Annotated in this window: 22 protein-coding genes and 3 pseudogenes; 24 read left to right on the forward strand and 1 reads right to left on the reverse strand. The window is 38.3% G+C overall.

From position 1 onward, the window contains the following. The first annotated feature begins 135 nt into the window (after nucleotides 1-135). The 8 genes from LFLEISCH_RS11795 (at nucleotide 136) to LFLEISCH_RS11830 (ending at nucleotide 6,873) form a co-directional block, all read left to right on the forward strand. The gene (locus LFLEISCH_RS11795; RefSeq protein WP_007476812.1) at nucleotides 136-654 is read left to right on the forward strand and encodes a dihydrofolate reductase family protein; all 519 of its coding nucleotides are present in this window, start codon (nucleotides 136-138) and stop codon (nucleotides 652-654) included. Nucleotides 655-656: 2 nt separating this feature from the next. After that, nucleotides 657-1,289 carry an isochorismatase family protein gene (locus LFLEISCH_RS11800; RefSeq protein ID WP_007476814.1) on the forward strand — a complete coding sequence of 211 codons (633 nt, stop codon included), beginning with the start codon at nucleotides 657-659 and terminating at the stop codon, nucleotides 1,287-1,289. A gap of 19 nt (nucleotides 1,290-1,308) precedes the next feature. After that, entirely contained in the window at nucleotides 1,309-1,923 is a 615-nt protein-coding gene (locus tag LFLEISCH_RS11805) for a DUF1648 domain-containing protein (RefSeq protein WP_007476815.1), read from the forward strand. 191 nt (nucleotides 1,924-2,114) lie between these two features. After that, entirely contained in the window at nucleotides 2,115-3,716 is a 1,602-nt protein-coding gene (locus LFLEISCH_RS11810) for a peptide ABC transporter substrate-binding protein (RefSeq protein WP_373852505.1), read from the forward strand. A 156-nt stretch (nucleotides 3,717-3,872) separates the two neighbouring features. Continuing rightward, the gene (locus LFLEISCH_RS11815) at nucleotides 3,873-4,196 is read left to right on the forward strand and encodes a YxeA family protein (protein ID WP_007476819.1); all 324 of its coding nucleotides are present in this window, start codon (nucleotides 3,873-3,875) and stop codon (nucleotides 4,194-4,196) included. Nucleotides 4,197-4,217: 21 nt separating this feature from the next. Beyond that, nucleotides 4,218-4,400, forward strand: a complete 183-nt coding sequence (locus LFLEISCH_RS11820; protein WP_007476821.1) for a hypothetical protein — start codon at nucleotides 4,218-4,220, stop codon at nucleotides 4,398-4,400. 296 nt (nucleotides 4,401-4,696) lie between these two features. Continuing rightward, a complete protein-coding gene (gene lipL / locus LFLEISCH_RS11825) occupies nucleotides 4,697-5,530 on the forward strand; it encodes a lipoyl-[GcvH]:protein N-lipoyltransferase (RefSeq protein ID WP_007476823.1) in 834 nt (277 codons plus the stop codon). Between the two features lie 17 nt (nucleotides 5,531-5,547). Continuing rightward, nucleotides 5,548-6,873, forward strand: coding sequence for an HD domain-containing protein (locus LFLEISCH_RS11830; protein WP_007476825.1), 1,326 nt, complete (start codon nucleotides 5,548-5,550; stop codon nucleotides 6,871-6,873). 239 nt (nucleotides 6,874-7,112) lie between these two features. Here the strand turns inward: LFLEISCH_RS11830 and LFLEISCH_RS11835 are convergent, their stop codons facing one another. Next, nucleotides 7,113-7,298 carry a 2-hydroxymuconate tautomerase gene (locus LFLEISCH_RS11835; protein WP_007476826.1) on the reverse strand — a complete coding sequence of 62 codons (186 nt, stop codon included), beginning with the start codon at nucleotides 7,296-7,298 and terminating at the stop codon, nucleotides 7,113-7,115. Nucleotides 7,299-7,372: 74 nt separating this feature from the next. Between LFLEISCH_RS11835 and LFLEISCH_RS11840 the strand changes: the two genes are divergently transcribed. The 16 genes and pseudogenes from LFLEISCH_RS11840 to thrC all read left to right on the forward strand — a co-directional run. Beyond that, nucleotides 7,373-8,029, forward strand: a complete 657-nt coding sequence (locus LFLEISCH_RS11840; protein ID WP_007476828.1) for a site-2 protease family protein — start codon at nucleotides 7,373-7,375, stop codon at nucleotides 8,027-8,029. A gap of 74 nt (nucleotides 8,030-8,103) precedes the next feature. Then, entirely contained in the window at nucleotides 8,104-8,544 is a 441-nt protein-coding gene (locus tag LFLEISCH_RS11845) for a YwiB family protein (protein ID WP_007476830.1), read from the forward strand. Then, nucleotides 8,541-10,212: pseudogene (gene argS, locus LFLEISCH_RS11850) on the forward strand (arginine--tRNA ligase). The gene LFLEISCH_RS11845 and the pseudogene argS overlap by 4 nt, the downstream one beginning before the upstream one ends. A gap of 137 nt (nucleotides 10,213-10,349) precedes the next feature. Beyond that, a complete protein-coding gene (locus LFLEISCH_RS15485; protein ID WP_007543105.1) occupies nucleotides 10,350-10,499 on the forward strand; it encodes a hypothetical protein in 150 nt (49 codons plus the stop codon). A gap of 117 nt (nucleotides 10,500-10,616) precedes the next feature. Then, a complete protein-coding gene (gene rpoE / locus LFLEISCH_RS11855; protein WP_007476832.1) occupies nucleotides 10,617-11,159 on the forward strand; it encodes a DNA-directed RNA polymerase subunit delta in 543 nt (180 codons plus the stop codon). Nucleotides 11,160-11,531: 372 nt separating this feature from the next. Then, nucleotides 11,532-13,124, forward strand: coding sequence for a CTP synthase (locus LFLEISCH_RS11860; RefSeq protein ID WP_007476834.1), 1,593 nt, complete (start codon nucleotides 11,532-11,534; stop codon nucleotides 13,122-13,124). A gap of 110 nt (nucleotides 13,125-13,234) precedes the next feature. Continuing rightward, nucleotides 13,235-14,152: a diacylglycerol kinase gene (locus LFLEISCH_RS11865; RefSeq protein WP_373852506.1), complete on the forward strand. Its 918-nt coding sequence runs from the start codon at nucleotides 13,235-13,237 to the stop codon at nucleotides 14,150-14,152. A gap of 189 nt (nucleotides 14,153-14,341) precedes the next feature. Next, the gene (gene fba, locus LFLEISCH_RS11870) at nucleotides 14,342-15,196 is read left to right on the forward strand and encodes a class II fructose-1,6-bisphosphate aldolase (RefSeq protein ID WP_007476837.1); all 855 of its coding nucleotides are present in this window, start codon (nucleotides 14,342-14,344) and stop codon (nucleotides 15,194-15,196) included. A gap of 280 nt (nucleotides 15,197-15,476) precedes the next feature. Beyond that, entirely contained in the window at nucleotides 15,477-16,757 is a 1,281-nt protein-coding gene (locus LFLEISCH_RS11875; RefSeq protein WP_007476839.1) for a glycosyltransferase family 4 protein, read from the forward strand. Beyond that, a complete protein-coding gene (locus LFLEISCH_RS11880) occupies nucleotides 16,750-17,769 on the forward strand; it encodes a glycosyltransferase family 4 protein (protein ID WP_040504858.1) in 1,020 nt (339 codons plus the stop codon). The genes LFLEISCH_RS11875 and LFLEISCH_RS11880 overlap by 8 nt, the downstream gene beginning before the upstream one ends. Nucleotides 17,770-17,774: 5 nt before the next feature. Next, nucleotides 17,775-18,810, forward strand: a pseudogene (locus LFLEISCH_RS11885) (lysylphosphatidylglycerol synthase transmembrane domain-containing protein). Nucleotides 18,811-18,937: 127 nt separating this feature from the next. Next, on the forward strand, nucleotides 18,938-20,209 hold the full coding sequence (locus LFLEISCH_RS11890) for a UDP-N-acetylglucosamine 1-carboxyvinyltransferase (protein ID WP_007476846.1): 1,272 nt from the start codon (nucleotides 18,938-18,940) through the stop codon (nucleotides 20,207-20,209). Nucleotides 20,210-20,311: 102 nt separating this feature from the next. Then, nucleotides 20,312-21,582, forward strand: a pseudogene (gene rho / locus LFLEISCH_RS11895) (transcription termination factor Rho). A 102-nt stretch (nucleotides 21,583-21,684) separates the two neighbouring features. Beyond that, on the forward strand, nucleotides 21,685-21,930 hold the full coding sequence (locus LFLEISCH_RS11900; RefSeq protein ID WP_007476851.1) for a type B 50S ribosomal protein L31: 246 nt from the start codon (nucleotides 21,685-21,687) through the stop codon (nucleotides 21,928-21,930). Between the two features lie 201 nt (nucleotides 21,931-22,131). Next, nucleotides 22,132-23,418 (forward strand): homoserine dehydrogenase, encoded by a 1,287-nt coding sequence (locus tag LFLEISCH_RS11905; protein WP_007476854.1) that lies wholly within the window; start codon nucleotides 22,132-22,134, stop codon nucleotides 23,416-23,418. Nucleotides 23,419-23,423: 5 nt separating this feature from the next. Next, on the forward strand, nucleotides 23,424-24,077 hold a 654-nt coding region (thrC, locus tag LFLEISCH_RS11910; protein WP_040504859.1), incomplete at its 3' end, for a threonine synthase.

Consider the following 24,077-nt stretch of genomic DNA (forward strand, 5'->3'; position numbering starts at 1 on the left):
TACAGGACAGTTAAAATCTACTTTAAATAARGGTGCTCACTCCGTTTAATGCAGAAACACTTCGTTTAGCTCATCAAACGATAGTAGAAGAAGGTCAAATGATAGGAAAATTAGTTGTGGAAGGATTTGATAACGATGGCAAATAAACGTGTATCACTTTATATTGCAGCTAGTTTAGACGGATTTATAGCGGATGAATTAGGAAGTGTAGAATGGCTTGAAAGTGTGGATAGTGACGGTGATGCAGGTTATCAGGCGTTCTTTGATAATGTGGACACCGTTGTAATGGGGCGCACCACCTATCAACAAATTTTTTCATTAACAGATACATTTCCTTATAGCAAAAAAGATGTCTATGTTTTTTCAAATAAAAAAGCTGGTTCAGCGGATGAATACGCCGATTTTGTTTCAGGTAATATCAATTCATGGCTAAACGAAATTGACGGCGAAAGTATATGGCTTGTAGGCGGCGCCGAACTTGTTAAACAATTTTTAAAGGAAAAAGCCATTGATAAATTTGTGATTACAATTGCCCCTATTATTTTAGGAGAAGGAATTCCGCTTTTTGAATCGGATCATCGACATCACCTTGTTTTAGAAGATGTTAAACGTTTCGGCCAATTTGCGCAATTAGTATACAGAAATGAGGAGTAAAGATGAAAATTGCAACTTTTGATGTTGATGCACAAAATGGATTTAGCCCAGTTTGCCCGAATGAATTACCAGTACCTAACGCGGAAGAAATCGTGTCAGAACTCGAGTATATGGCAAGTTTGGGTGATTTTCGTATTGGAAGTAAAGATGCCCATCCTCAAAATGCCGTTTGGGTAGTTGATTCCAAAGACGAAATGTTACAGCCGCTTCATTATCCCAATGCTGACTTAACTTGGGTTAGGCACTGTGAACCGGGAACAAAAGGATTTGAACTTTTAAAAGGGCTTCCCGAAACAACAGAATACGATTTTTTCATCTGGAAAGGAATGGAGCCTGATTTACATCCTTACGGCGCCTGTTATCATGATATTCGCGAAGAATTATCAACGGGGGTCATTGAATTTCTTAAACAAAAGGATGTTCAGAAAGTAGTCATTGGTGGCCTAGCATTTGACTTTTGTGTCAAAACAACCGCCCTACAATTGTCTAAAGCGGGGTTTAGCGTCGCCATTTATTTACAAGCAACGCGTGCGCTAACAGAATCAGGCTATGAACAAACAAAAGCCGAATTAACCACCATTCCAAATCTAACGCTTATAACGGATCGTGAGGAATTAGCCGCTTATTTCAATTAATTTTAAGAAGGTGAGAGAAATGAAAAAAGTCGGAACTTTTCCAAGTATGATAATTTTCATAACGGTGGTCGCTTCCCTCGCTTGTTATCCGCTACTTCCTGCTGAAATAGCCGTACATTTCGGAAGCGATTTCTCTCCGGATATGTTTATGCAAAAATGGCTGGGACTCGTCCTAATGCCGTTTCTAATGATTATGTTTACAGGTACCGAATATTATGGAAAGGAAAAAGTAAAGGAAGAAAGCAAGTTAGAATTTGAATATTGCTTTAGGTTGCTTCTAGTACTTCTAGCCATTATCCAATTAAGTATTATTGCCTACGGACTAGGGTATGAAATCCCTACAGGCCGCTTTGCTTTAATCACAGCAGGATCATTTATGCTTCTCGTGGCCGCTTATTTATCCTATTCGAAAAAAGTATTTTTATTTTTAAGAATGTTAGGTTTTAAGAAAGTGGATGCCTATTCTAAAAATTTATGGAAGAAAATCACCATCATCACGCTAACTGTGTCAGGTTTATCATGTTTGATTCTCGCTATTTTTATGCGAAATGATCCAAGCTACTTTATGATGAGTATGTTTTTAGGATTGTGTATTATTGTAGTAGGTTCTGGAGTGTATCTGAATAAAAAGTAAATATTAGTACAGATTTTATTTACAAGTAATACAGTCTTGTTTATAATGAAGACGGAAGTTCTGCGCAAAAAAAGCAGCGACACCCGTCTTTTTTTGTTTCAGAAAAAAGCGCTTCCAAAGGAGAAAAAGGAGGAGAAAGTTTGCAAAGCTTAGCTAAAAAAGTAATAACAAGTGTGCTATTACTTAGTCTAATGTTACTGGTTGCTTGTGGAGCGGATAAAGAACAAGGGGATACGGTCAACAAAAATGCTAGTCAAACTATAAATATCATGGAAACAAGCGCTATTCCAAACGCTAATCCAATTTTAGCGGATAATAGTGTAAGTTTTAGAGCTATCAACCAAATATTTGAAGGACTTTACCGGTTGGATAAAGAAGGCAAGCCAGAGCTTGCTTTAGCTGCAAATGAGCCTACTGTTACAAATGACGGAAAAACCTTTACTTTTAAAATAAAAAAGGAGGCCAATTGGTCAGACGGCTCTCCAGTTACTGCTGCTGATTTTGAATACGCTTGGAAAAAAGTAGTAGATTCAAAAACAGCTGCCGCTTATGGTCCGCAAATGGAAGAAATCGTTAAAAATGCCACGCCAATATTAAAAGGCGAAATGGATCCAGAAAAATTAGGCGTAAAAGCGATTGACGAGAAGACGCTAGAGGTAGAGCTTGAAAATCCTGTACCCATTTTTAAAGAACTATTAACAACAGGAACTTTTTTCCCGCAAAAAGAAGCTTGGGTTGAAAAACAAGGAGACCGCTATGGTACTTCAAGTGAAACATTACTGTCTAATGGCCCTTTCACACTTCAAAATTGGGATGGTACAAAGCTTAAATGGGACTATGTGAAAAACCCGAAATATTGGGATGCTAAAAATGTCAAAGTAGATAAAATTCATGTGACAGTTGTAAAAGATACAAACGCTGCACTAAATTTATATAATACGAATAAATTAGACCGGATAGAGCTAGATGGTGATTTTGTTAAACAGTTTAAAACGGATAAAAATTTCCACACTTCTTTAACCGGACGTTCTGTGTATATGAAAATGAATCAAGGGAAAGATGGCGTCAAAACAGATTTAGCTAATGAAAATATTCGCCGCGGTCTTGCTGAAGCCGTTGATAAAGCTGGGATGGTAGACACCTTGCTCGCTAACGGTTCAAAATCTCTAGACGGAGTAGTTCCTGGTCAAATTATGTTTAATCCAAAAGATGGTAAAGATTTTCGGGAAATTAACGGAAGTTTACTAGCTTACAACCCAGAAGAAGCAAGCACTTATTTTAAAAAAGGATTAACTGAAATTGGCAAGAAAAACCTTACGTTAACGCTTACAGCTGGAGACACCTCCCTTCAAAAGAAACAATCTGAATTTATTCAAAATCAATTGGAAAATAATTTGCCTGGTTTAACCATCAAACTTAAAAATGTACCTAATCAGGTTAGCTTTAAAGCAGATGTTACACAAGATTTTGAACTGCTTCTTGGCGGATGGGATGGGGACTATCAGGATCCGCTAACCTATTTAAATTTATTTTTAACAAACAGCCCAGGAAATCATACCGGTTTTAGTAATCCGGCCTATGATAAACTTGTTTTAGGCGCAAAAGGAAAGCTTTCTAATGATTTAAACGCTCGTTTTGATGCCCTTTTGCAAGCCGAACAAATTCTTTTAAAAGAAAATGCCGTTTTAATCCCGCTATACCAAAGCGGTCGTGCTTACTTGCAAAATCCTGATTTAAAAGACTATGTGACATATCCTATTGGTGCGGAAAATTACAAATGGATGTCAAAATAAACTAGACAAGCTACTCGTGGTTACGCGAGTAGCTTTTTTAGTCTCAAAATGAAATCAGTCCAACGATGTATTAATTTTCAGCCCGGAGCCTTTCGAAAAAGGGGAAAATTTTAACTATAATAAGTTTATCAAGTAAAACAAAAGGGGTTACTAAAAATGAAAAAGGGTTGGTTTGGTGTATTAGCTGCAATTTTTGTAATAACTATGGTGATTGTAGAACTTGCTTCGCCTTTTGCGCAAGCGGCAGATACATATACTGTTTCAATCACAAAACCAGGTGAAAAAGTGACAAAAGCAAATTTCAAAGGATATGAGTTCCATGAAAAATGCGAAACCGCTACAGGGAAAACAATAAAACTACGGTTTTATTCAGATAAACCTTTAAAAGAAGACAAAGCGTATCGTTTAATGATTCAAGATAATGAAATGGTCATTCAAACAAAAGAATTAAGTGACGTAAAATTAGTCTCATCCAAATAAATTTAGAGAAGAGGAAGAAACATGAATCAATTTTGGAAATATTTCTTTACTATTATTTTAGCAATTATTGCGTTAAACATTGTATTTAAAATCATCGGAGTTACACTACATTTCTTACTGCCACTACTTATTTTAGCAGGAATTGTCTTTCTTATTAATAAGATTTGGAATGGCAAACCAAAACGCAACCATTATGACTATTAATTAATTTTCTAAAAAGCTCCCTAAGCTTTCTACATGAGAACGAGGTACCTACCTTGTTTCTTTTTTTGTTTTGGAAATGTGGAGATGGGAATGAAAAGAAAAATAGGTTTCTGGAGGGATAATCTTGAAAAAACAATCCGTTTTTAAATTATGCGTGGGGCTTCTAGTAGGTGTATCCATTTTTTTCGTGAAATCTAAGAAAGTAAAGTGAAACAGCAGTTTTAAGCGGTTCTGCACATTCTGGAAAAGTGATGTGTTATAATGACAAAAAAGAGTGTGGAGGGTTACGGCAAGAGATGATTTTAGAAGATACTTTGCTTAGACAAGAAAAATGGCGGTTCTTAGACCAAACAACACCAAATAAAGCATTTGATGCACTTCAATCGTATGCGACTGACGACACGCTTTGCCGGTTTATTGGTGGCGAAATAAGCCCGCCGACCGTGCGAGGGTGGGTTCATGAAAAGACTGTTTCGATAGGGATTCAGGATACTAAATTGCCAAAACTAAAAGAAGGTATCCAATTTTTGCAAGAGGCTGGTTACCGTGTTGTTTTGCGTAATTCTGGCGGCTTGGCGGTTGTTTTAGATAAAGATATTTTAAATGTGTCGCTCATATTACCAGATGTCAAAAAAGGAATCGCGATTAACCGAGGCTATGAAACAATGCATACCTTAATTCAAGATATGTTTTCTGATTTTAATCAGGTCATTAAAGCCTATGAAATTGAAAATTCCTATTGTCCCGGTAGTTATGATTTAAGTATTGATGGGAAAAAGTTTGCAGGGATTTCTCAACGACGAATGGAAAAAGGTGTAGCTGTGCAAATTTATCTGGGCTTAGGTGGGAATCAGGGGGAGCGAGCAGAACTTATTCGTTCCTTTTATGAAATAAGTGGTAAAGATTTACAAGAAAAATACCATTTTCCAAATGTTGATAAAAATGTTATGAGCACTTTGTCTCTTTTATTAGGCGCTTCGTTAACGGTAAATGATGTAGTGCTCCGTCTATTAAATAGTCTGCGTTTTTATGCAGGAGAACTGTATTCTAGTACGCTAACTGCTGAAGAACTTGACACACTTCCTAAATATTATGCACGTATAGTAGAACGAAATAAAAAAATCATGTGAGAGGAGAATGTGGCACCATGAGTTATATTGAACAAAAATTAAGTGAAGGAAAAGTTTTCAAAGACCCCGTTCATGGTTTTGTCCATGTTTCTGACCAGATGATATGGGATTTAATCGCAACAAAAGAATTTCAACGTTTACGACGAATTCGGCAACTTGGCACAACCTCTTTAACTTTTCACGGAGCAGAACATAGTCGGTTTAATCACTCGCTAGGCGTGTATGAAATTGTTCGACAAATTATAGATGTGACGTTTGCAGACGAATATCGCTTATCAAATGAAGAGAGAATGACGGCGCTTTGTGCAGCCCTTCTTCACGATTTGGGACACGGGCCGTTTTCTCATGCTTTTGAAAAGGTTTTTCATACAGACCACGAAGCTTATACACAGAAAATTATTACTGGAAAAACGGAGGTTAGGGAAGTATTGCTTCGCGCCGGAACGGACTTCCCGAGCCTAGTTGCTTCAATCATAAATAAAACACATGAAAATCAAACGCTCGTAAAACTTATTTCAAGCCAACTTGATGCTGATCGTATGGATTATTTATTGCGTGATGCTTATTATACGGGTGTTAGCTACGGCAAATTTGATATGGAACGAATTTTACGCGTTTTAAGACCAAGTCCAGATGGAAATGGTGTTATTATTAAATATTCAGGCATGCATGCCGTAGAAGATTATTTAATGAGCCGTTACCAAATGTATCAACAGGTGTACTTCCACCCAGTTAGTCGGAGCGGGGAAGTATTGTTATGGAAGATATTAAATCGCGCCAAGTCTCTCTATCATGCTGGATACGAGTTTAAAACGAATCCTGCGCAAATTATTCCTTTTTTAAGTGATGAAGTGGGTTTGGACGATTATCTTGCACTTGATGACGCTATCTTGACTTTTTATTTTTCCGTTTGGCAACAGGAAGATGATGAAATTTTAAGTGATTTATGTAATCGATTTTTAAATCGCCGTTTACTGAGGTATGTGGATTATAATCCTTCAAGTGATGCTGACTTTTATAACCAATTAAAAGGGTGTTTAGAGAAGGCGGAAGTTGATCCAGCATATTATCTTGTTGTGGACTCATCATCTGATTTGCCCTACGATTTATATAAACCAGGCGCTAGCTCTGGAAAGACACCTATTCAGTTATTACTTCCGAATGGTGATTTGAAAGAACTTTCCACAGAATCGCCTATCGTGGAGTCGATAGGTGGAAAAATTCGGACAGACATTAAGTTATATTTTCCGCTTGATTTTATTGAAAACGGGCGGATTCCAGCTGAGATAGCAGAAGAAATGGTGACGCTTATTCATGAAAAGCAAAATAAAAAGCCCTCTTAAAGGGCTTCAGACTGCTGACAAACGGCAATCTTCGTTGTTAGCGCCTTCGTTCCGGTGCTCACGTACTCGAGTACGCTCCGCTCCGGTACAGAGGCACTGCCTAGAATCTCACCATTTGGCAGCAGTCTGATTTTGATGATAATCGTTTTGTTTTACGTAATCTTTGAGTTTTTCTACAAGCTAAGCCCTCCTAAAGGGCTTTCAGGCGGAATTTAAAGGTTTATGTATTTTCTGGATTTCTATAAATCAGATTTGCGGATGCCAGCAACACCGTAATCGGTCTTTTTCATTTCTTCTAAAATGACATGTATGTTTTCTTTGGGGGCATTTAAATTGATTGAGACAGCATCTGTCACTTCTTTGACCAAAGCACGCTTTTGGTCATCGTTTCGACCCTCTAAAAATTTTATTGTAACGATAGGCATGGTTTATCACCTCGATAAATATTAGATTTATAGCCATTATAATATAAAAAATTTGATTTCGAAAGGAAAAAATAATGAGTAATTTTTTAGCGTACCCGTTAGAAATGCTGCCTTATGTTGTTGTTAGCATTTTAATTGCTTTTACAATCCATGAATGGGCGCATGCCGCAACAGCGCTCCTTTTTGGGGATGATACAGCTAAAAATGAAGGTCGTTTCTCGATTAATCCGCTAGTCCATGTTGACTTGATTGGTCTTTTAATGGTAGTCATTGTTGGCTTTGGATGGGCAAAACCAACCCCTGTAAATCGTTTTAAATTAAAGAAAAGAAAGTTAGGCAGTATTTTAGTTTCCTTAGCGGGTCCAATTAGTAACTTAATACTTGCTTTTCTGGCGGTAGGCATTTTCGCTTACTTTATCGGTGGAGTGGGTGGAGATGGCCTAAATACTATCTGGTCTAACTTTCTAACGATTTTTATCCAATTGAATTTAGTCTTATTCATATTTAATTTAATCCCATTTCCTCCCCTAGATGGTTATCAAGTTTTAGTTGAATTTTTGCCATCGCGTTTAAGAGCGAAAGTACAACCAGTTGAACAATATGCCTTTTTAATCTTTTTAATTATCGCGCTAACGCCGCTTTATAGTATTACGATTGGTCCGATTTTTAATGTATTTATTCCTAAAATCCTTCAATTTATGATGTCGTTTTGGACAGGGATTTTATTTTGAGTTAGGTTGATTTTCCAAATTTTTTTCACTATAATATAGTACGTCTACACGTCTGTTTGGAAAGGTGTAATGAAATGGCTAAAACACGAACGCCCGTAAAAATTCATATTACGAATATTGTCAGACAGATGGATGCTGAAGAAAAAACGGAAATGTCTGTATCTGGTGTTTTTTATCAAGATGAAAAAAGCAATTATCTTCAATATGAAGAAAAACAAATGACTGGTATTATACGCTCAGTTCTTAAAATTTCTGAGAGCGAACTATTGCTACTCAGAAGTGGTGCTGTAAATATGCGTTTGCATTTTTTTAAGGACCAAAGGCGAAGTGTTGCTTCAGTTGATTCGGGTGCAGGAAAATTAGCGTTTGAATCCGAATTAATTGGTTATAGAGAGACATTTTGTGAATCTCCGTTTAGCGGGAAAATTACTTTTCAATACGATTTGTTAAGTGGTGGCGAATTTATAGGCTCTTATGAAGTGAGCATGCGAATAGAGGAGGAAACAAACGAATGAATATCATTCAAAAGAATCAAAGTGATTTAATTGCGGGGATTAAAACAGCTGTAACAAAAGCGCTTATGATTCCAGAAGATGAAATACCTAATATTTTGCTTGAAGTACCAAAAGAAAAATCACACGGGGATTATTCAACAAATATTGCCATGCAACTTGCACGTGTGGCGAAAAAGGCGCCGCGCCAAATTGCTGAAAGCATCGTTTCGGAAATTGGAACGGATAACGCATTGATAAAAGATGTTGAAATTGCAGGCCCTGGCTTTATTAATTTTTTTATGGACAATTCCTACTTAACTAATTTAATACCTGTCATTTTAAAAGAAGAAGATAAATATGGTCAATCGGATTTTGGTAAGGGTGAAAAAATTCAAATTGAATTTGTATCGGCGAATCCAACGGGGGACCTTCATCTTGGTCATGCTCGCGGAGCGGCGATTGGTGATTCCTTGGCCAATATTTTAGACATGGCAGGATTTAATGTTTCTAGAGAATATTATATTAATGATGCTGGAAATCAAATTAATAATTTAGTTTTATCGGCTGAAGCACGTTATTTCGAAGCTTTAGGCATTGAAAAAGATTTTCCAGAAGATGGCTACCGTGGAAAAGATATTATAACGCTTGGTAAGAGCCTCGCGGAAAAGTACGGAGATAAATATGTTGACGCAAGTGAAGAAGAGCGACATGAGATTTTTAAAAAAAGAGGCTTTAGCTTTTGAAACAGCAAAATTACGCACGGATTTAGATGAGTTCAGAGTGCACTTCGACAATTGGTTTTCTGAAACTTCGCTTTATGAAAACAATAAAATTCTTCCTGCTTTAGAAAAATTAAAGGAGAACGGTTATGTTTTCGAAGAAGAAGGAGCAACTTGGCTACGTACCACGGAATTTGGTGATGATAAGGACCGGGTTTTAATAAAATCGGATGGCAGTTATACGTATTTCTTCCCGGATATTGCTTATCATTTAGATAAATTGAGTCGCGGTTTTGATGTGCTTATTGATGTGTGGGGGGCTGATCACCATGGTTATATTCCCCGCATGCGTGCTGCGATTGAAGCGCTAGGCTACAAACCAACTCAACTTGAAGTGGAAATTATTCAACTCGTTCACCTATATGAGAATGGTGAGCAAGTGAAAATGAGTAAGCGTACTGGGAAATCTGTTACGATGCGCGATTTAATTGAAGAAGTTGGACTAGATGCAACGCGCTATTTCTTCGCGATGAGAAGTTCAGATACGCATATGAATTTTGATATGGGACTGGCTAAATCAACTTCAAATGAAAATCCGGTTTATTATGTTCAGTATGCCCATGCCAGAATTGCTAGCATTTTACGTTCCGGTCATGAACAAGGATTGGTGGCGACTGACAATGTGGACGTTAATTTACTAACAACGGAAGCGGAGTTCGATTTACTAAAAGTACTTGGTGATTTTCCGGATGTGATTTCGGAGGCTGCTGCTAAACGCGCGCCGCACCGCATTGTACGCTATTTAAATGATTTAGCAAGCGCCTTCCATCGTTTTTACAATACAAATAAAGTTCTTGATAAAGAAGCCGTGGAATTAACAAAAGCGCGACTAGCTTTAATTGAAGCTGCAAAAATAACCCTTCATAATGGGCTTCAATTGTTAGGCGTTTCGGCTCCTGAAAAAATGTAATAGGAAGTTCGGCATTAGGTAGCATGCTTTTTGCCGAGCTTTTTCTTCCTAATAGAAATAGGCTAGCCGTTGACGCGAGTACTAAAATGTTTTAAAGTAAAATCACAGAGGCATTTTTGATGACAGGAGACTCTAAAATGAAGCGAATTGTAACTTTAGTGCTACTTTTTGTATTTCTGTGCATTGCAATTTATATTTTGTATAATTTTCAACTTGGTTCGATTCCAATTTTATTAATGGCTATTTTATTTTTTTACATAGGGTATCAAATCGTAAAGAAAAGTTGATGGATGTAAAATTTAAGGTTGTGCTTGCCAGTAATAACATGTAAAATGGTAAAGTTGAATAACAAATAAATGATGATAGAAAAAATAAATGTAGGTTTACGAAAGGGCGTGCCAGCTTTGGATTTAAGTAATTTATCTCAAGAAGAGCGAAAAGAAGTATCTTTAATTGACGTCGCGCATTATATTTTAGAAGGTCGTCGAGAAGTTATTAATTTTCAAGAATTAGTAGGAGAAATTAAAAACTTTTTAGAATTAACAGATGACGAAATGAAAGAACGACTTGTGCAATTTTACACAGATATGAATATTGACGGTAATTTTATTTCTCTTGGGAACAATACATGGGGGCTTCGTGCGTGGTATCCAATTGATGCGATTGATGAGGAAGTTCAAACGCAAACAAAACCTAAGAAAAAACGCAAATCAGATGATGACGATGACGAAGAGGAAGAAATGGACGATATCATGGATGATGATATTGAATATGAAGATGATGATGAAGTAGAAGAACTGGGTGAAGAAGAAATTTCGCTTTCTGATGGTCTAGTAGATGAAGATGAAGATGCGGATGATCATTTGCCGGATGGTATTGAAGGGGAACTTGCCACAGTTGAAGATGACTATAGTGATGGGGATTATACAGAAGACCCGGAAGAATAAAGAAAAACTCGTTTCGATTTATTTCGAAACGAGTTTTATTTTAAACGCGAAGTAAACCGTTTTAACGAAAAAGATGGTTTCGCTTACAAAAAATAAACACTTGACTTATTCTTGTTTCATATGTAGTATTTTATTTGGGCTCCCTTAATTGGGACGGATATGTTCAGTTAGCGCTCCCTTACTTTTTAAGAAAGTAGGAGCGTTTTTATTTGGCATAAGCCAAGTAAAATATTTCCTAATTACCAAGTGCAAGTCTGTTCATGCATTTGGTGATTTTATTTGTAAGGACGGTTAAATCGGTAAAGTCTCACCCCGAAGGTTAAGTAGAGCTTAACTGATATTTTTTAAAAATGGAAGGAGTCGAATTTTTTAATGACGAAGTATATTTTTGTAACGGGTGGCGTAGTTTCATCTATTGGTAAAGGGATTACGGCTGCATCGCTTGGTCGATTACTTAAAAATCGCGGACTAAGTGTCACAATTCAAAAATTCGATCCATATATCAACGTGGATCCAGGGACAATGAGCCCGTATCAACATGGTGAGGTTTTTGTTACAGATGATGGTGCTGAAACAGATTTAGATTTAGGTCACTACGAGCGTTTTATTGATATTAATCTAAATAAATACAGTAATGTCACGACGGGTAAAGTTTATTCTGAGGTCATTAAAAAAGAACGTCGCGGTGACTATCTTGGTGGGACAGTCCAAGTAATTCCGCATATCACAAACGAATTAAAAGACCGCGTATTTAGAGCAGCGAGAATGACGAATTCAGACATTATTATTACAGAAATTGGCGGGACAGTAGGGGATATTGAATCACTCCCGTTCTTAGAAGCAATCCGCCAAATTAAAAGTGATGTTGGCTCGGAAAATGTGCTCTACATTCACACAACCCTTATCCCGTATATAAAAGCAGCAGGAGAAATGAAAACCAAACCCACTCAGCATAGTGTAAAAGAGCTGCGTAGTTTAGGGATTCAACCGAATATTATTGTGGTCCGCACAGAACAACCTGTTTCCACAGAAATGAAGGAAAAAATTGCCCTTTTCTGTGATATTAAAGCTTCCGAAGTTATTGAAAGCCGCGATGAAGACACCCTATATAATGTGCCACTTTCCTTACAAGCTCAAAAAATGGATCAGATTGTGCTAGATCATTTGAAATTAGATGCACCACAAGCAGACATGACAGAGTGGACAGAACTAGTTCACCGCGTGAAAAATCTTTCGAAAAAAGTGCGCATTGCTCTTGTTGGAAAGTACGTTTCACTACAAGATGCTTATCTTTCTGTAGCGGAAGCATTGCGTCACGCTGGATATGCACATGATGCGGAAATTCAAATTGACTGGATTGATTCAGAAAAAATAACAAAAGAAAATGTGGCGACACTTTTAGAAAGTGCGGACGGCATTTTAGTTCCAGGCGGATTTGGTGACCGGGCGATTGAAGGGAAACTTCTAGCGATTGAATACGCCCGTGTGAACCAAGTACCTTATTTTGGAATTTGTTTAGGCATGCAACTGGCAACGGTTGAATTTGCCCGCAATGTTTTGAAGTTAGACGGGGCGCATTCTGCTGAAATTGACCCTGAAACGAAACATAATATCATTGATTTACTTCCAGAGCAAAAAAATATTGAAAATCTAGGTGGGACATTGCGTCTTGGTCTCTACCCTGCTCGAATTAAAGAAAATACGAAAGCAGCGGCAGCTTATAGTGAAACGATTGTGGAAGAGCGCCATCGCCACCGTTATGAGTTCAATAATGATTACCGCGAACAAATGGAGCAAGCGGGAATGATTGTTTCTGCAACAAGTCCAGACGGTCGTCTTGTTGAAGTTGTGGAGCTGGTAGACCATCCTTGGTTCGTTGCCTGTCAGTATCATCCGGAATTTATCTCAAGACCAAACCGCCCACAAAGTTTATTTAAGGATTTCATTGGTGCGGCTGTGAAATAATTTAGTGAAAGCCTCCTCGTTAGGGGAGGCTTTTTAATTTGACAATTTCCCTTTATCTATAGCAAACTAAATTTAACAAAAGGAGAGTAGGGGAAGTTTTGATAAAAGAGATGGTATTAATATACAATCCTGCTGCAGGGAAAAATAAGTTTCGTAAATGGATGCGCGTGATAGAAGAGAAACTGGTTGCGGCGGATTTTAATGTAACACTTGTTTCAAGTACAAGTGAACCTAAAAGTGTTTTGAAATTAGCGAAAGCGGCGGCGGACTCTGGTGTTCAAACGATTGTAGCCGCTGGTGGTGACGGTACGGTAAATGAAGTGGTAAACGGGATTATGAGGTCGGATAAACGCCCCGTTTTAGGTATTTTACCGATGGGAACGACGAATGATTATGCGCGGGCTTTAGGTGTGAATAAAAACCCGCTTGATGCGCTAAATAATATAATAAATCGTGAAACGGTTGAAATCGACATTGGCAAAGCAAATCGGGACGAATTTTTTATTAATAATGTAGCTGCGGGGAAAATTACAGAAATTACATACGCAGTGTCAGAAACAAAGAAAAATCGCTATGGTCGCCTAGCCTATCTTTTGGATGGTTTGAAAATGTTGCCGAAACTTCGGTCGACGAATGTCGAGATTACATTTGACAGCGAGCAATTTAGTGGCCCTATCTTGCTTTGTTTTGTGAACAATTCAAACACGGTCGGTGGGCTTGAATCGCTTTGTCCTCCCGCCGAAATCAATGATGGCTATTTTGATTTATTGATTCTAAAAAAAGTATCAAAAGCCAAATTATTTTCGCTTTTCTTGTTATTAAAGCGCGGAACACACCTCGAAAGCCCGTATGTGATTTACCGACAAGTGAAAAATGTAAAACTGGAGTCTAACGACGATTTGAATGTCAGTTACGATGGTGTTTATGGTGGTCCGGCTCCGTATGAACTGGAAATTTTAGCAAACGCTCTCCAAGTTTTTGCAAGTAAAGAAACACTTCATAGTCTTCAAAAAAAGAAAAATCAATAATGGCTTAAACCTTAGGGGTGTAAAGCGTTTTCAGAAAATAATTCGCTACTTTTATGGTAAAATAATCACAAATCTGTTATTATAGACGTGTTAGGGAAAAATAGCTGCCACTATTTTTCGCGGCGGAAATTCAAATCATATTAAGAGAGTTTCAAACTTTCTTAAATTCCTGAGGGAGGAAATTGTATTATGCCAATCGTTAACATGACAGACATGCTGAAAAAAGCATTAGCTGGGAAATATGCAGTAGGTCAATTCAATATCAATAACCTTGAATGGACTCAAGCAATCTTGAAAGCTGCAGAAGCTGAAAAATCTCCAGTTATTCTAGGAGTATCTGAAGGTGCTGCTAAGTATATGGGAGGATTTAACACCGTTGTTAAAATGACGCAAGGTCTTGTTGAAGATCTTAAAATCACTGTACCTGTTGCTATCCATTTAGATCATGGTTCAAGCTTTGATTCTTGTAAAGCTGCTATCGATGCTGGTTTCTCATCCGTAATGATTGACGGATCTCACCACCCAATCGATGAAAATGTAGCAATGACTAAACAAGTAGTTGACTATGCTCACGCTAAAGGTGTTTCTGTTGAAGCGGAAGTTGGTACTGTTGGTGGTACTGAGGACGGCGTTACTGGCGGAATTAGCTATGCTAATCCAGAAGAATGTCTGCGCGTTGTTAAAGAAGCTGGTATTGATGCATTAGCAGCTGCACTTGGATCTGTACACGGTCCTTATAGTGGTGAACCAAAACTTGGCTTTGATGAAATGAAAGAAATCTCTGAACTTACAGGTGCGCCACTTGTACTTCACGGGGGTTCTGGAATTCCTGAACACCAAATTAAAAAAGCAATTGAATTAGGTCATAGCAAAATTAACGTAAACACGGAATGCCAAATTGTTTGGACTGCCGCTGTTCGCGAAAAATTAGCTACTGATGATAAAGTTTACGACCCACGTAAAGTAATCGGACCTGGTGTTGATGCAATCATTAAAACAGTTACTGAAAAAATTCAAGAATTTGGTTCTAACGGTAAAGCGTAAAACTAAATTTTGTTTAAATGTAGGGAGGAGCATTTTTGCTCCTCTTTTTTTTGTGTTTAATGGAACTTAAAATTTTTTGTGTGTGAAAGTGCGAGTATTATGTTATCATGGAAACAGTCGAAAGATAAGTTCGGTATAAAAGTCCACAGATGATTTAGAAAAAAATCATTCCAGGGGCGTATGAAAAAACAAAGTATCAACAGGTATAATGAAATAAGTGATATTATAGATTAAATGTTATTGATGAGTGAACCAACAAGGAGAGAGAGTAGGGATAGTAATGAATATAGGAATCTTTACCGATACCTACAGTCCGCAAATTAGCGGGGTCGCAACGTCTATTTTAACAATGGAGACGGAGCTTAGAAAAAGAGGACATAATGTATATATTTTCACAACAACAGACCCATACGCTAATCGTGAGAGTGAAGAGGGACGGGTTTTTAGACTGCCAAGTATTCCATTCATATTTTTCCCTGAAAGAAGAATTGCGATTGCTGGAATGAATAAATTTATTCGCCTAGTAGGTGAATTGAACTTAGATATTATTCATACACATACAGAATTTTCTTTAGGTTTACTAGGGAAGAAAATTGCAAAGAAATATTCAATTCCTTCGATTCATACCTACCATACAATGTATGAAGATTATTTGCACTATATAGCTAAAGGTAAAATTTTAAAACCAAAAATGGTTCGCAAGATGACCCGCTCGTTTTGTGATAGTTATGATGCTCTTATTGCGCCTACGGAAAAAGTACGTCATCATTTGGAAGAATGTGGCATTAGAAAACGTATGTACACGATTCCAACAGGGACAAACATTCAATCTTTTGGTCAAGCATCTTCTGAAGGTATTGAAGCGCTTAGACGTGAACTGGGAATAAAGAAACAAGATGATGTGATTTTATCTCTTGGCAGAGTGGCGCATGAAAAAAATATTGATGCAATCATTCAAGCGATGCCTGCTATTTTAGAGGAAAAACCGAATGTTAAACTGGTTGTTGTGGGAGATGGGCCAGTAAGAAAAGAACTAGAAGAATTAGTTGAAAAACTGGCGCTTTCATCTGCTGTTATTTTCACAGGTGCAGTAGAGTGGTGTGATGTAGGCCTTTATTATCAATTGGGTAATCTATTTGTTAGCGCCTCTACCTCTGAAACGCAAGGGCTAACTTATTTAGAAGCAATGGCATCAAGGATTCCAGTTGTGGCTAAGGAAGACGAAAGCATCGCTGAAATTTTAGTGGATAAAGAAACAGGTTTTGTTTTCCAAACTGATGATGAAATTGCGGAAACTGTTATTTTGGCGCTTCAAAATAAAACGCTGGCTAGTGAGGTTGCGGTTCATGCGCTGAAACAAGTACACCATTATTCTTCAGATCAATTTGGAAAAAATATTGAAGAGACCTATCTAGAGGTTTACAATATTTATTATTCAAAGCAAAACAAGAAGCGATTAAATATGCAAAGTACACTTATTAAAAGTAAAATGGCTTCACAAGTATTCTCGCTTACTTCAAATACACATGTTAGGAAAGGTAGGTCATCTCATCGTGATTAAATTAACGATGCTGTCCTCAGCGGAAAAAGTAAAGGGGCAGGGCGTTGCATCGGCCTACCGGGAATTAGTTAATCTTATTAATGAACGTTTACAAGATAAGATTGAAATGTCAATCAATCAGTTTCATCAAACAGATATTACCCACTATCATACGGTTGATTTTCACTTCTTTCTATCTACTTTTTTCAAAAAAAAGCGCGGGGTTCGGGTTGGCTACGTCCATTTCTTACCAGAGACAATGGAAGGTAGTTTAAAATTACCGGGAATTGCCCGTGCTGTTTTTTATAAATATTTAATTTCTTTTTATAAAAAAATGGATGAGATTGTGGTGGTTAACCCTTCCTTCATACCAAAATTAGAAGCATATGATATTCCCGCTTCAAAAATTCACTATATCCCTAATTTTGTTTCCAAAAAGACCTTTCTTTCGGATAAAAGTTTAGGGGAAGACGTACGTGAAAAATACCAGATTCCACTAGATAAATTTGTTGTACTAGGCGTTGGACAAGTGCAACACCGCAAAGGCGTACTAGATTTTATTGAAGTGGCAAAATCATTACCTGATATTCAATTTGTGTGGGCAGGAGGGTTTTCGTTTGGGAAAATTACTTCTGGATATGAAGAGCTTAAGAAAATTTATGATAACCCACCAGAAAATGTGAAATTTATTGGGATAGTGGATCGTTCGGAGATGAATGGGTGTTTTAATATGGCAGATTTATTTTTTATGCCTTCGTATAATGAACTTTTCCCAATGGCTATTTTAGAAGCGATGAGTGCAGGTGTGCCTGTATTATTACGCGATTTAGAATTGTATCAAGAAATTTTATCGGGCTACTATGCAAAAGGAAATAACAATTTGGAATTTATTTCTAACATTACAGAGCTAAAAAGAAGCAATGAGAAATATAATGAACTGTTAGCGCAGGCTGAAAAAGGTGCTGCCTTCTATTCAGAAGATCGACTGACAGAAATTTGGGATGAATTTTATCATAATCTTTTGAGGAAGTGACGTCTGTGAAATTAAGTAAAAATGCGCGAAAAAATTGGATAAACATTTTTTTGATTCTCATCATTAGTAGCGCTTTTCTTGTTTGGCAATTTCGCGATGTGAACATGCAACAAGTGAAACATGAAATACAAAGTGTTAATTTATGGTGGATTGGTGTAGCGTTTATTTTCATGTTTTTATATTGGCTATTTGAGGCAGTTGTTTTGCATAAAAGCATCTTACCTAGCTTTTCCAAAGAGCGTTTTGGTTCCTCGTTTCGAATCACGATGATCGGACAATTTTTTAATACAATTACTCCGATGCAAGCGGGCGGACAGCCGGCTCAACTCTATGCGCTTTTAAAAAAAAGGCATTGATGTTGGCGTTGGCAGTTCGCTGCTTCTTTTTAAATTTATTATTTATCAGGCGATGATAGTATTTAATTTTATTATCGTGTTAATTTTTGGCTTTCATTATCTACTGACTGGATCATTGCCGCAAGTGAAATATCTTGTTTTAATTGGCTTTACCGTTCATTTAGCCGTTGTTGTCGGGCTTATTTTAGTAGGGAAAAGTCGCCGGTTTACAACTAAATTAGTACACATGATTTTAAAACCGTTTAATTGGTTTATGAAAAAAGAGAGAATCCAAAAAATTCAGGCAATGGTAGATGGTAAAATTGCTACTTTTCATGAAGAAAGCGGTCGAATTAGTCGCGATAAAAAGCTCATTTGGAGTGCGTGTATCTATACGAGTTTGCAACTCTGGGCGTATTTCGCTATTCCCTATTTTATTTTCCTCGGAATGGGTATTTCGAATTTAGATGTTTTTATGGTGATTACTTTTCACGCCTTTATTATGATGTTCGCAACAGTTGTACCAACGCCAGGCGGGACTGGCGGCGCAGAATATACATTTACGCTACTTTTCGGGCCGCTGTTAGTTTCCGCTAAATTACTCACCGCGCTCTTACTATGGCGTATTATCACGTATTATAGCTGTATTATTTTCGGTGGGGTGGCCATGGCTATACCAGATAAAAATAAAGTGAAGCCAGATTAAAAACCCTTCTTTTAGGCTAAAAGTGAGTGTGCGCTTGTAAAATGATTTTATTTAGTGGCGCTTCGCCCTTAAACGTGTTAGGATTTAGAGAGAAAAACAAGCGAGAATAAAAGAAAGAAGGTTTGGCATGGAGAATCGGTTAGTAATTAACGGGGGAAAACGACTTTCCGGAAAAGTTGTGGTGGACGGAGCAAAAAATAGTGCAGTGGCTTTAATTCCGGCGGCTATTCTTGCAGACTCGGAAGTAACCATTGAGGGGCTTCCTGATATTTCAGATGTCCATACGTTATATGATATTGTTTCTGAATTAGGTGGATCAGTAAAATATGATAGCCAAACAGCGATTATCGACCCTAGTGCTATTGTAGATATGCCACTTCCAAATGGAAATGTGAAAAAATTACGTGCCTCTTACTATTTGATGGGCGCGCTTCTTGGTAAATTTAAAAAAGCGGTGGTAGGGCTTCCCGGTGGATGTTATTTAGGGCCGCGACCAATTGATCAACATATTAAAGGTTTTGAAGCACTCGGAGCTACGGTCACAAATGAACAAGGTGCGATTTATTTGCGTGCTGAAAAATTACGTGGCGCAAGAATTTATATGGATGTTGTCAGTGTTGGCGCAACCATTAATATTATGTTAGCCGCTGTTTTAGCAGAAGGCAAAACCGTCATTGAAAATGCCGCTAAAGAACCAGAAATCATTGATGTAGCAACCTTATTATCAAATATGGGGGCCAATATTAAAGGCGCGGGAACAGATACGATTCGTATTATTGGCGTACCTAATTTACACGGCTGTCATCACACCATTATTCCTGACCGAATTGAAGCTGGAACATATATGATTGCAGCAGCTGCAATGGGTGACGGAGTTGAAATTCAAAACGTCATACCAGACCATTTAGAAGGAATTACAGCAAAATTAGCTGAAATGGGCGTTCCTCTTGAAATCTCGGAGGATTCTATTTTCGTCAAAAAATCAACAGCTTTCAAAAAAGTGGATGTGAAAACATACGTTTATCCGGGATTCCCAACAGATTTGCAACAACCTTTCACAACCCTTTTAACCCAAGCAGAAGGCGATAGCATCGTGACAGATACGATTTATCCAAGCCGCTTCAAGCATGTCGCCGAGCTTATGCGCATGGGTGGCCAATTTAAACAAAACGAACGAACAGCTGTTATTTACGGGAAAACACCCCTTTCTGGAGCACGTGTAATAGCAACCGATCTCCGCGCGGGAGCCGCCCTTGTGATTGCAGGCTTACTGGCAGAAGGGACAACCGAAATTTTAGGTGTAGAACATATTGAACGTGGCTATGGTAACATTATTCAAAAACTCTCCGCATTAGGAGCAGATATTTATAAAGAAATCGCTGAAAGCAATTTGGCATAACTCTTCTAAACAAAAGCGGGGCAATTCCTCTGCCCCGACTTTTCCTTCCGTTTATTTCAAATCCCTAGTTTATACAAAAAATAAAAAAAAGGTGGTACATATATGGCCAAACTGTCCATAGCATATTTAGAGAGCCTTACGATTAAAGAAATTTATGAGCTTGCGAAAGAACATAAAATCGCGTATTACAGCAAGCTGACTAAAAAAGAACTTATTTTTGCCTTGTTAAAATCGAATGCGGAAAAAGAAGGTTTTTTCTTCATGGAAGGCGTTTTGGATATTATACCTTCTGAAGGTTTCGGTTTTTTGCGCCCCATTAATTACTCCGCAAGCTCAGAGGACATTTATATCTCAGCCTCACAAATTCGACGTTTTGATTTACGAACGGGCGATAAAGTTTCCGGAAAAGTACGTCCGCCAAAAGAAAACGAACGCTATTTTGGCTTATTGCATGTAGAGGCAGTGAATGGCGAAAATCCAGAAGTGGCGAAGGAACGCGTTCATTTCCCAGGCTTACCCCACTATATCCGGATAAACAAATGATGCTTGAAACGGGAAAATTCCCAATTTCAATGCGAATGATCGATATGGTCGCGCCAATCGGTTTTGGACAGCGCGGGCTAATTGTTGCGCCGCCTAAAGCCGGAAAAACGATTTTACTTAAAGAAATTGCAAATGCAATTACGACCAATCATCCAGAAGCGGAATTAATTGTCCTGTTAATTGATGAACGGCCGGAAGAAGTGACGGATATTGAGCGGTCAGTCTCTGCTGACGTGGCTAGTTCTACATTTGACGAAGTGCCGGAAAATCATATTAAAGTCGCCGAACTCGTTTTAGAACGTGCGATGCGTCTTGTGGAACAAAAACGGGATGTCATTATTTTGATGGATAGCATTACTCGTCTGGCGCGCGCTTATAATTTAGTTATTCCCCCGAGTGGACGTACTCTTTCAGGCGGGATTGACCCTGCTGCATTCCACCGGCCGAAACGCTTTTTTGGGGCGGCTCGTAACATTGAAGAAGGCGGGAGCTTAACGATTTTAGCAACGGCTCTAATTGATACTGGATCAAGAATGGACGATGTGATTTACGAGGAGTTTAAAGGTACAGGAAATATGGAGCTGCATCTTGACCGTCAACTTGCCGAACGCCGCATTTTCCCAGCTATCGATATTCGTCGTTCTGGTACGCGTAAGGAAGAGCTTCTTCTTGGAAAAGAAAAGTTAGAACAGTTATGGAAAATTAGAAAAACGATGCCGATTCAAGGAGATTCTTTAGATTTGTCGGAACGATTTATTCGCTCGATGAAAAAAACGGATACAAACCAGGCCTTTTTTGAACTTTTACAAGAACAAATGTTTAAAAAATAACAGTTGCTTGTTTTCGTCTCACTTGTTATAATTATGGTACTGTGTTTTCGTGCAGTTAATTACTCTGTTTCAGATGATTCAGGGCGAAGGAGTTGAAAAGAAATGAAAGCTGGAATTCATCCTGAATACCGTCCAGTTGTTTTCGTTGATACTAGTACTGATTTCAAATTCTTGTCTGGTTCTACTAAACATTCAAGTGAAACTATTCAGTGGGAAGATGGTAACGAATATCCGTTACTACGTGTCGAAATCTCTTCTGATTCGCACCCATTCTATACTGGTAAACAAAAACACGCAACTGCAGACGGACGTGTGGACCGCTTCAACAAAAAATACGGAATCAAATAATTTCGTGTTTTGGAAGCTTAATAATCGAAATGCTGCGCACACCTCATTATTGTTGGGGTGTGTTTTTCTTTCTTTGTTAATTATCAGTTAAATTAAAAAAATGTGAAAGTTCGCAAATGAGCTTTACTTTTGTAGCTTGATTTGCGTATAATAGCACTAATTACTTTTTTAAAGTAAACAAATTTATAAGGAGGTTTTCATGTGAAAGCAAATTTACAAGTAGGCGTACTAGGCTTTGGGACAGTAGGCAGCGGTGTCATTCATATTTTAGAAGAACATCAAGCGAAAATTAGCCAAGTGACAGGCTACAATATTACCGTTAAAACAGTGCTTGTTCGTGATCTTGAAAAAAATCGCAGATACGAGACGAAAGGTTTTGCACTGACGACCACGCCGGATGATATTTTTAATGATCCGGAAATTGCCGTTGTGGTTGAGGTGATGGGTAGCATTGATATTGCACGCGAGTATATTTTGCGCGCACTGAAAGCCGGAAAACATGTTGTGACAGCGAATAAAGATTTAATGGCGATTCACGGTGATGAACTCGTTTCCGCCGCACAAGAAAATGGCTGTGACTTATTTTATGAAGCAAGTGTCGCGGGCGGAATTCCGATTTTACGTACCATTGTGAACAGCTTAGCGGCTGATAAAATTCAAAAAGTAATGGGTATCGTAAACGGAACAACGAATTATATGTTAACGAAAATGACAACTGAAAATAAAAGTTATGAGGAAGTTTTAAAAGAAGCGCAAGATTTAGGGTTTGCTGAAGCTGATCCGACAAGTGATGTGGATGGAATTGATGCGGCGCGTAAAATGGTTATTTTAACACGCCTAGCTTTTGGAATGAACGTCCGTTTAGAAGATGTCGAAACAGATGGAATTCGCGGGATTTCACCACTTGATATTACCACAGCCTATCAATTAGGTTATAAAGTAAAACTTGTTGGGCGTGCGGAAGAAGTGGACGGGACGGTTAGTGTAGACGTTGGTCCGGTTTTACTTCCACGAGCACATCCGCTATCTGGCGTGAATTATGAGAACAATGCCGTATTTGTAACCGGTGCAGCGGTAGGTGAAACGATGTTTTACGGGCCTGGTGCTGGTGAATTACCAACTGCAACGAGTGTGGTAAGTGATTTAATTACGGTGGCTAAAAACAGTCGACTGGGCACAAATGGAAACGCCTTTAATAGTTTCATCCACGAAACGAAACATACGCCAAAAGAAAAAGTGTATTCGAAGTATTATTTACGTTTAGAAATGGATGACAAGACGGGGACGTTTTTAAAATTAACACAAATTTTTGCGGAAGCAGGCATTGGGTTTGATAAAATTATTCAAGAGCCGCTAAACGAATTTACGGCGACAGTCGTTATTGTGACACATTCGATTAGTAAGGCGCAATTAAACGTAGCGCAAAAGCGCGCGGAGGAAGAACCAGAAATACGCATTTTGACTAAATATGCAGTTGTGGAGGGTTAATGAAAATGTATAAAGGACTTCTTGATAAATATAAAGATTTTTTACCGATTTCAGAACGCACGCCACTTATTTCACTTGCTGAAGGCAATACGCCGCTTATCCCTTTGCCTCATTTATCCAAAGAGCTTGGTGTCAACTTATACGGCAAATATGAAGGCTTAAATCCCACTGGGTCGTTTAAGGATCGTGGTATGGTGATGGCGGTTGCAAAAGCAAAAGAAGAAGGAGCAGAAGCGGTTATTTGCGCCTCTACAGGAAATACGTCTGCAGCGGCGGCAGCATACGCGACACGCGCGGGAATGAAGGCCTATATTGTTATCCCGGACGGAAAAGTAGCGCTCGGTAAACTAGCGCAGGCAGTGATGTACGGAGCTGATATTATTGCGATTCAGGGGAACTTTGATGAAGCCCTTGATTCGGTTAGAAAATTAGCAGAAACAGAAGCCGTGACTCTCGTCAATTCAGTCAACCCTTATCGCCTAGAAGGGCAAAAAACTGCTGCGTTTGAAATTTGCGAACAGCTTGGAAAAGCGCCGGATGTATTAGCTATCCCAGTTGGAAATGCCGGAAATATTTCGGCTTACTGGAAAGGGTTTAAAGAATGGGATTGCCAAATTTCTTCTGGACGTCCAGCGATGCACGGCTTTGAAGCAGAAGGT

Source organism: Listeria fleischmannii subsp. fleischmannii LU2006-1 (assembly GCF_000344175.1).
GTDB lineage: Bacteria > Bacillota > Bacilli > Lactobacillales > Listeriaceae > Listeria > Listeria fleischmannii.

What these genes read in the sequence shown, in the direction of transcription:
- LFLEISCH_RS11875 (WP_007476839.1), top strand. Translation starts at nt 15,477, where the DNA reads ATGAATATAGGAATCTTTACCGATACCTACAGTCCGCAAATTAGCGGG.
- LFLEISCH_RS11840 (WP_007476828.1), top strand. Translation starts at nt 7,373, where the DNA reads ATGAGTAATTTTTTAGCGTACCCGTTAGAAATGCTGCCTTATGTTGTT.
- LFLEISCH_RS11845 (WP_007476830.1), top strand. Translation starts at nt 8,104, where the DNA reads ATGGCTAAAACACGAACGCCCGTAAAAATTCATATTACGAATATTGTC.
- LFLEISCH_RS11865 (WP_373852506.1), top strand. Translation starts at nt 13,235, where the DNA reads ATGGTATTAATATACAATCCTGCTGCAGGGAAAAATAAGTTTCGTAAA.
- LFLEISCH_RS11835 (WP_007476826.1), bottom strand. Translation starts at nt 7,298, where the DNA reads ATGCCTATCGTTACAATAAAATTTTTAGAGGGTCGAAACGATGACCAA.
- LFLEISCH_RS11805 (WP_007476815.1), top strand. Translation starts at nt 1,309, where the DNA reads ATGAAAAAAGTCGGAACTTTTCCAAGTATGATAATTTTCATAACGGTG.
- LFLEISCH_RS11830 (WP_007476825.1), top strand. Translation starts at nt 5,548, where the DNA reads ATGAGTTATATTGAACAAAAATTAAGTGAAGGAAAAGTTTTCAAAGAC.
- LFLEISCH_RS11810 (WP_373852505.1), top strand. Translation starts at nt 2,115, where the DNA reads ATGTTACTGGTTGCTTGTGGAGCGGATAAAGAACAAGGGGATACGGTC.
- LFLEISCH_RS15485 (WP_007543105.1), top strand. Translation starts at nt 10,350, where the DNA reads ATGAAGCGAATTGTAACTTTAGTGCTACTTTTTGTATTTCTGTGCATT.
- fba (WP_007476837.1), top strand. Translation starts at nt 14,342, where the DNA reads ATGCCAATCGTTAACATGACAGACATGCTGAAAAAAGCATTAGCTGGG.
- LFLEISCH_RS11795 (WP_007476812.1), top strand. Translation starts at nt 136, where the DNA reads ATGGCAAATAAACGTGTATCACTTTATATTGCAGCTAGTTTAGACGGA.
- LFLEISCH_RS11800 (WP_007476814.1), top strand. Translation starts at nt 657, where the DNA reads ATGAAAATTGCAACTTTTGATGTTGATGCACAAAATGGATTTAGCCCA.
- LFLEISCH_RS11860 (WP_007476834.1), top strand. Translation starts at nt 11,532, where the DNA reads ATGACGAAGTATATTTTTGTAACGGGTGGCGTAGTTTCATCTATTGGT.
- LFLEISCH_RS11900 (WP_007476851.1), top strand. Translation starts at nt 21,685, where the DNA reads ATGAAAGCTGGAATTCATCCTGAATACCGTCCAGTTGTTTTCGTTGAT.
- LFLEISCH_RS11815 (WP_007476819.1), top strand. Translation starts at nt 3,873, where the DNA reads ATGAAAAAGGGTTGGTTTGGTGTATTAGCTGCAATTTTTGTAATAACT.
- lipL (WP_007476823.1), top strand. Translation starts at nt 4,697, where the DNA reads ATGATTTTAGAAGATACTTTGCTTAGACAAGAAAAATGGCGGTTCTTA.
- LFLEISCH_RS11890 (WP_007476846.1), top strand. Translation starts at nt 18,938, where the DNA reads ATGGAGAATCGGTTAGTAATTAACGGGGGAAAACGACTTTCCGGAAAA.
- LFLEISCH_RS11820 (WP_007476821.1), top strand. Translation starts at nt 4,218, where the DNA reads ATGAATCAATTTTGGAAATATTTCTTTACTATTATTTTAGCAATTATT.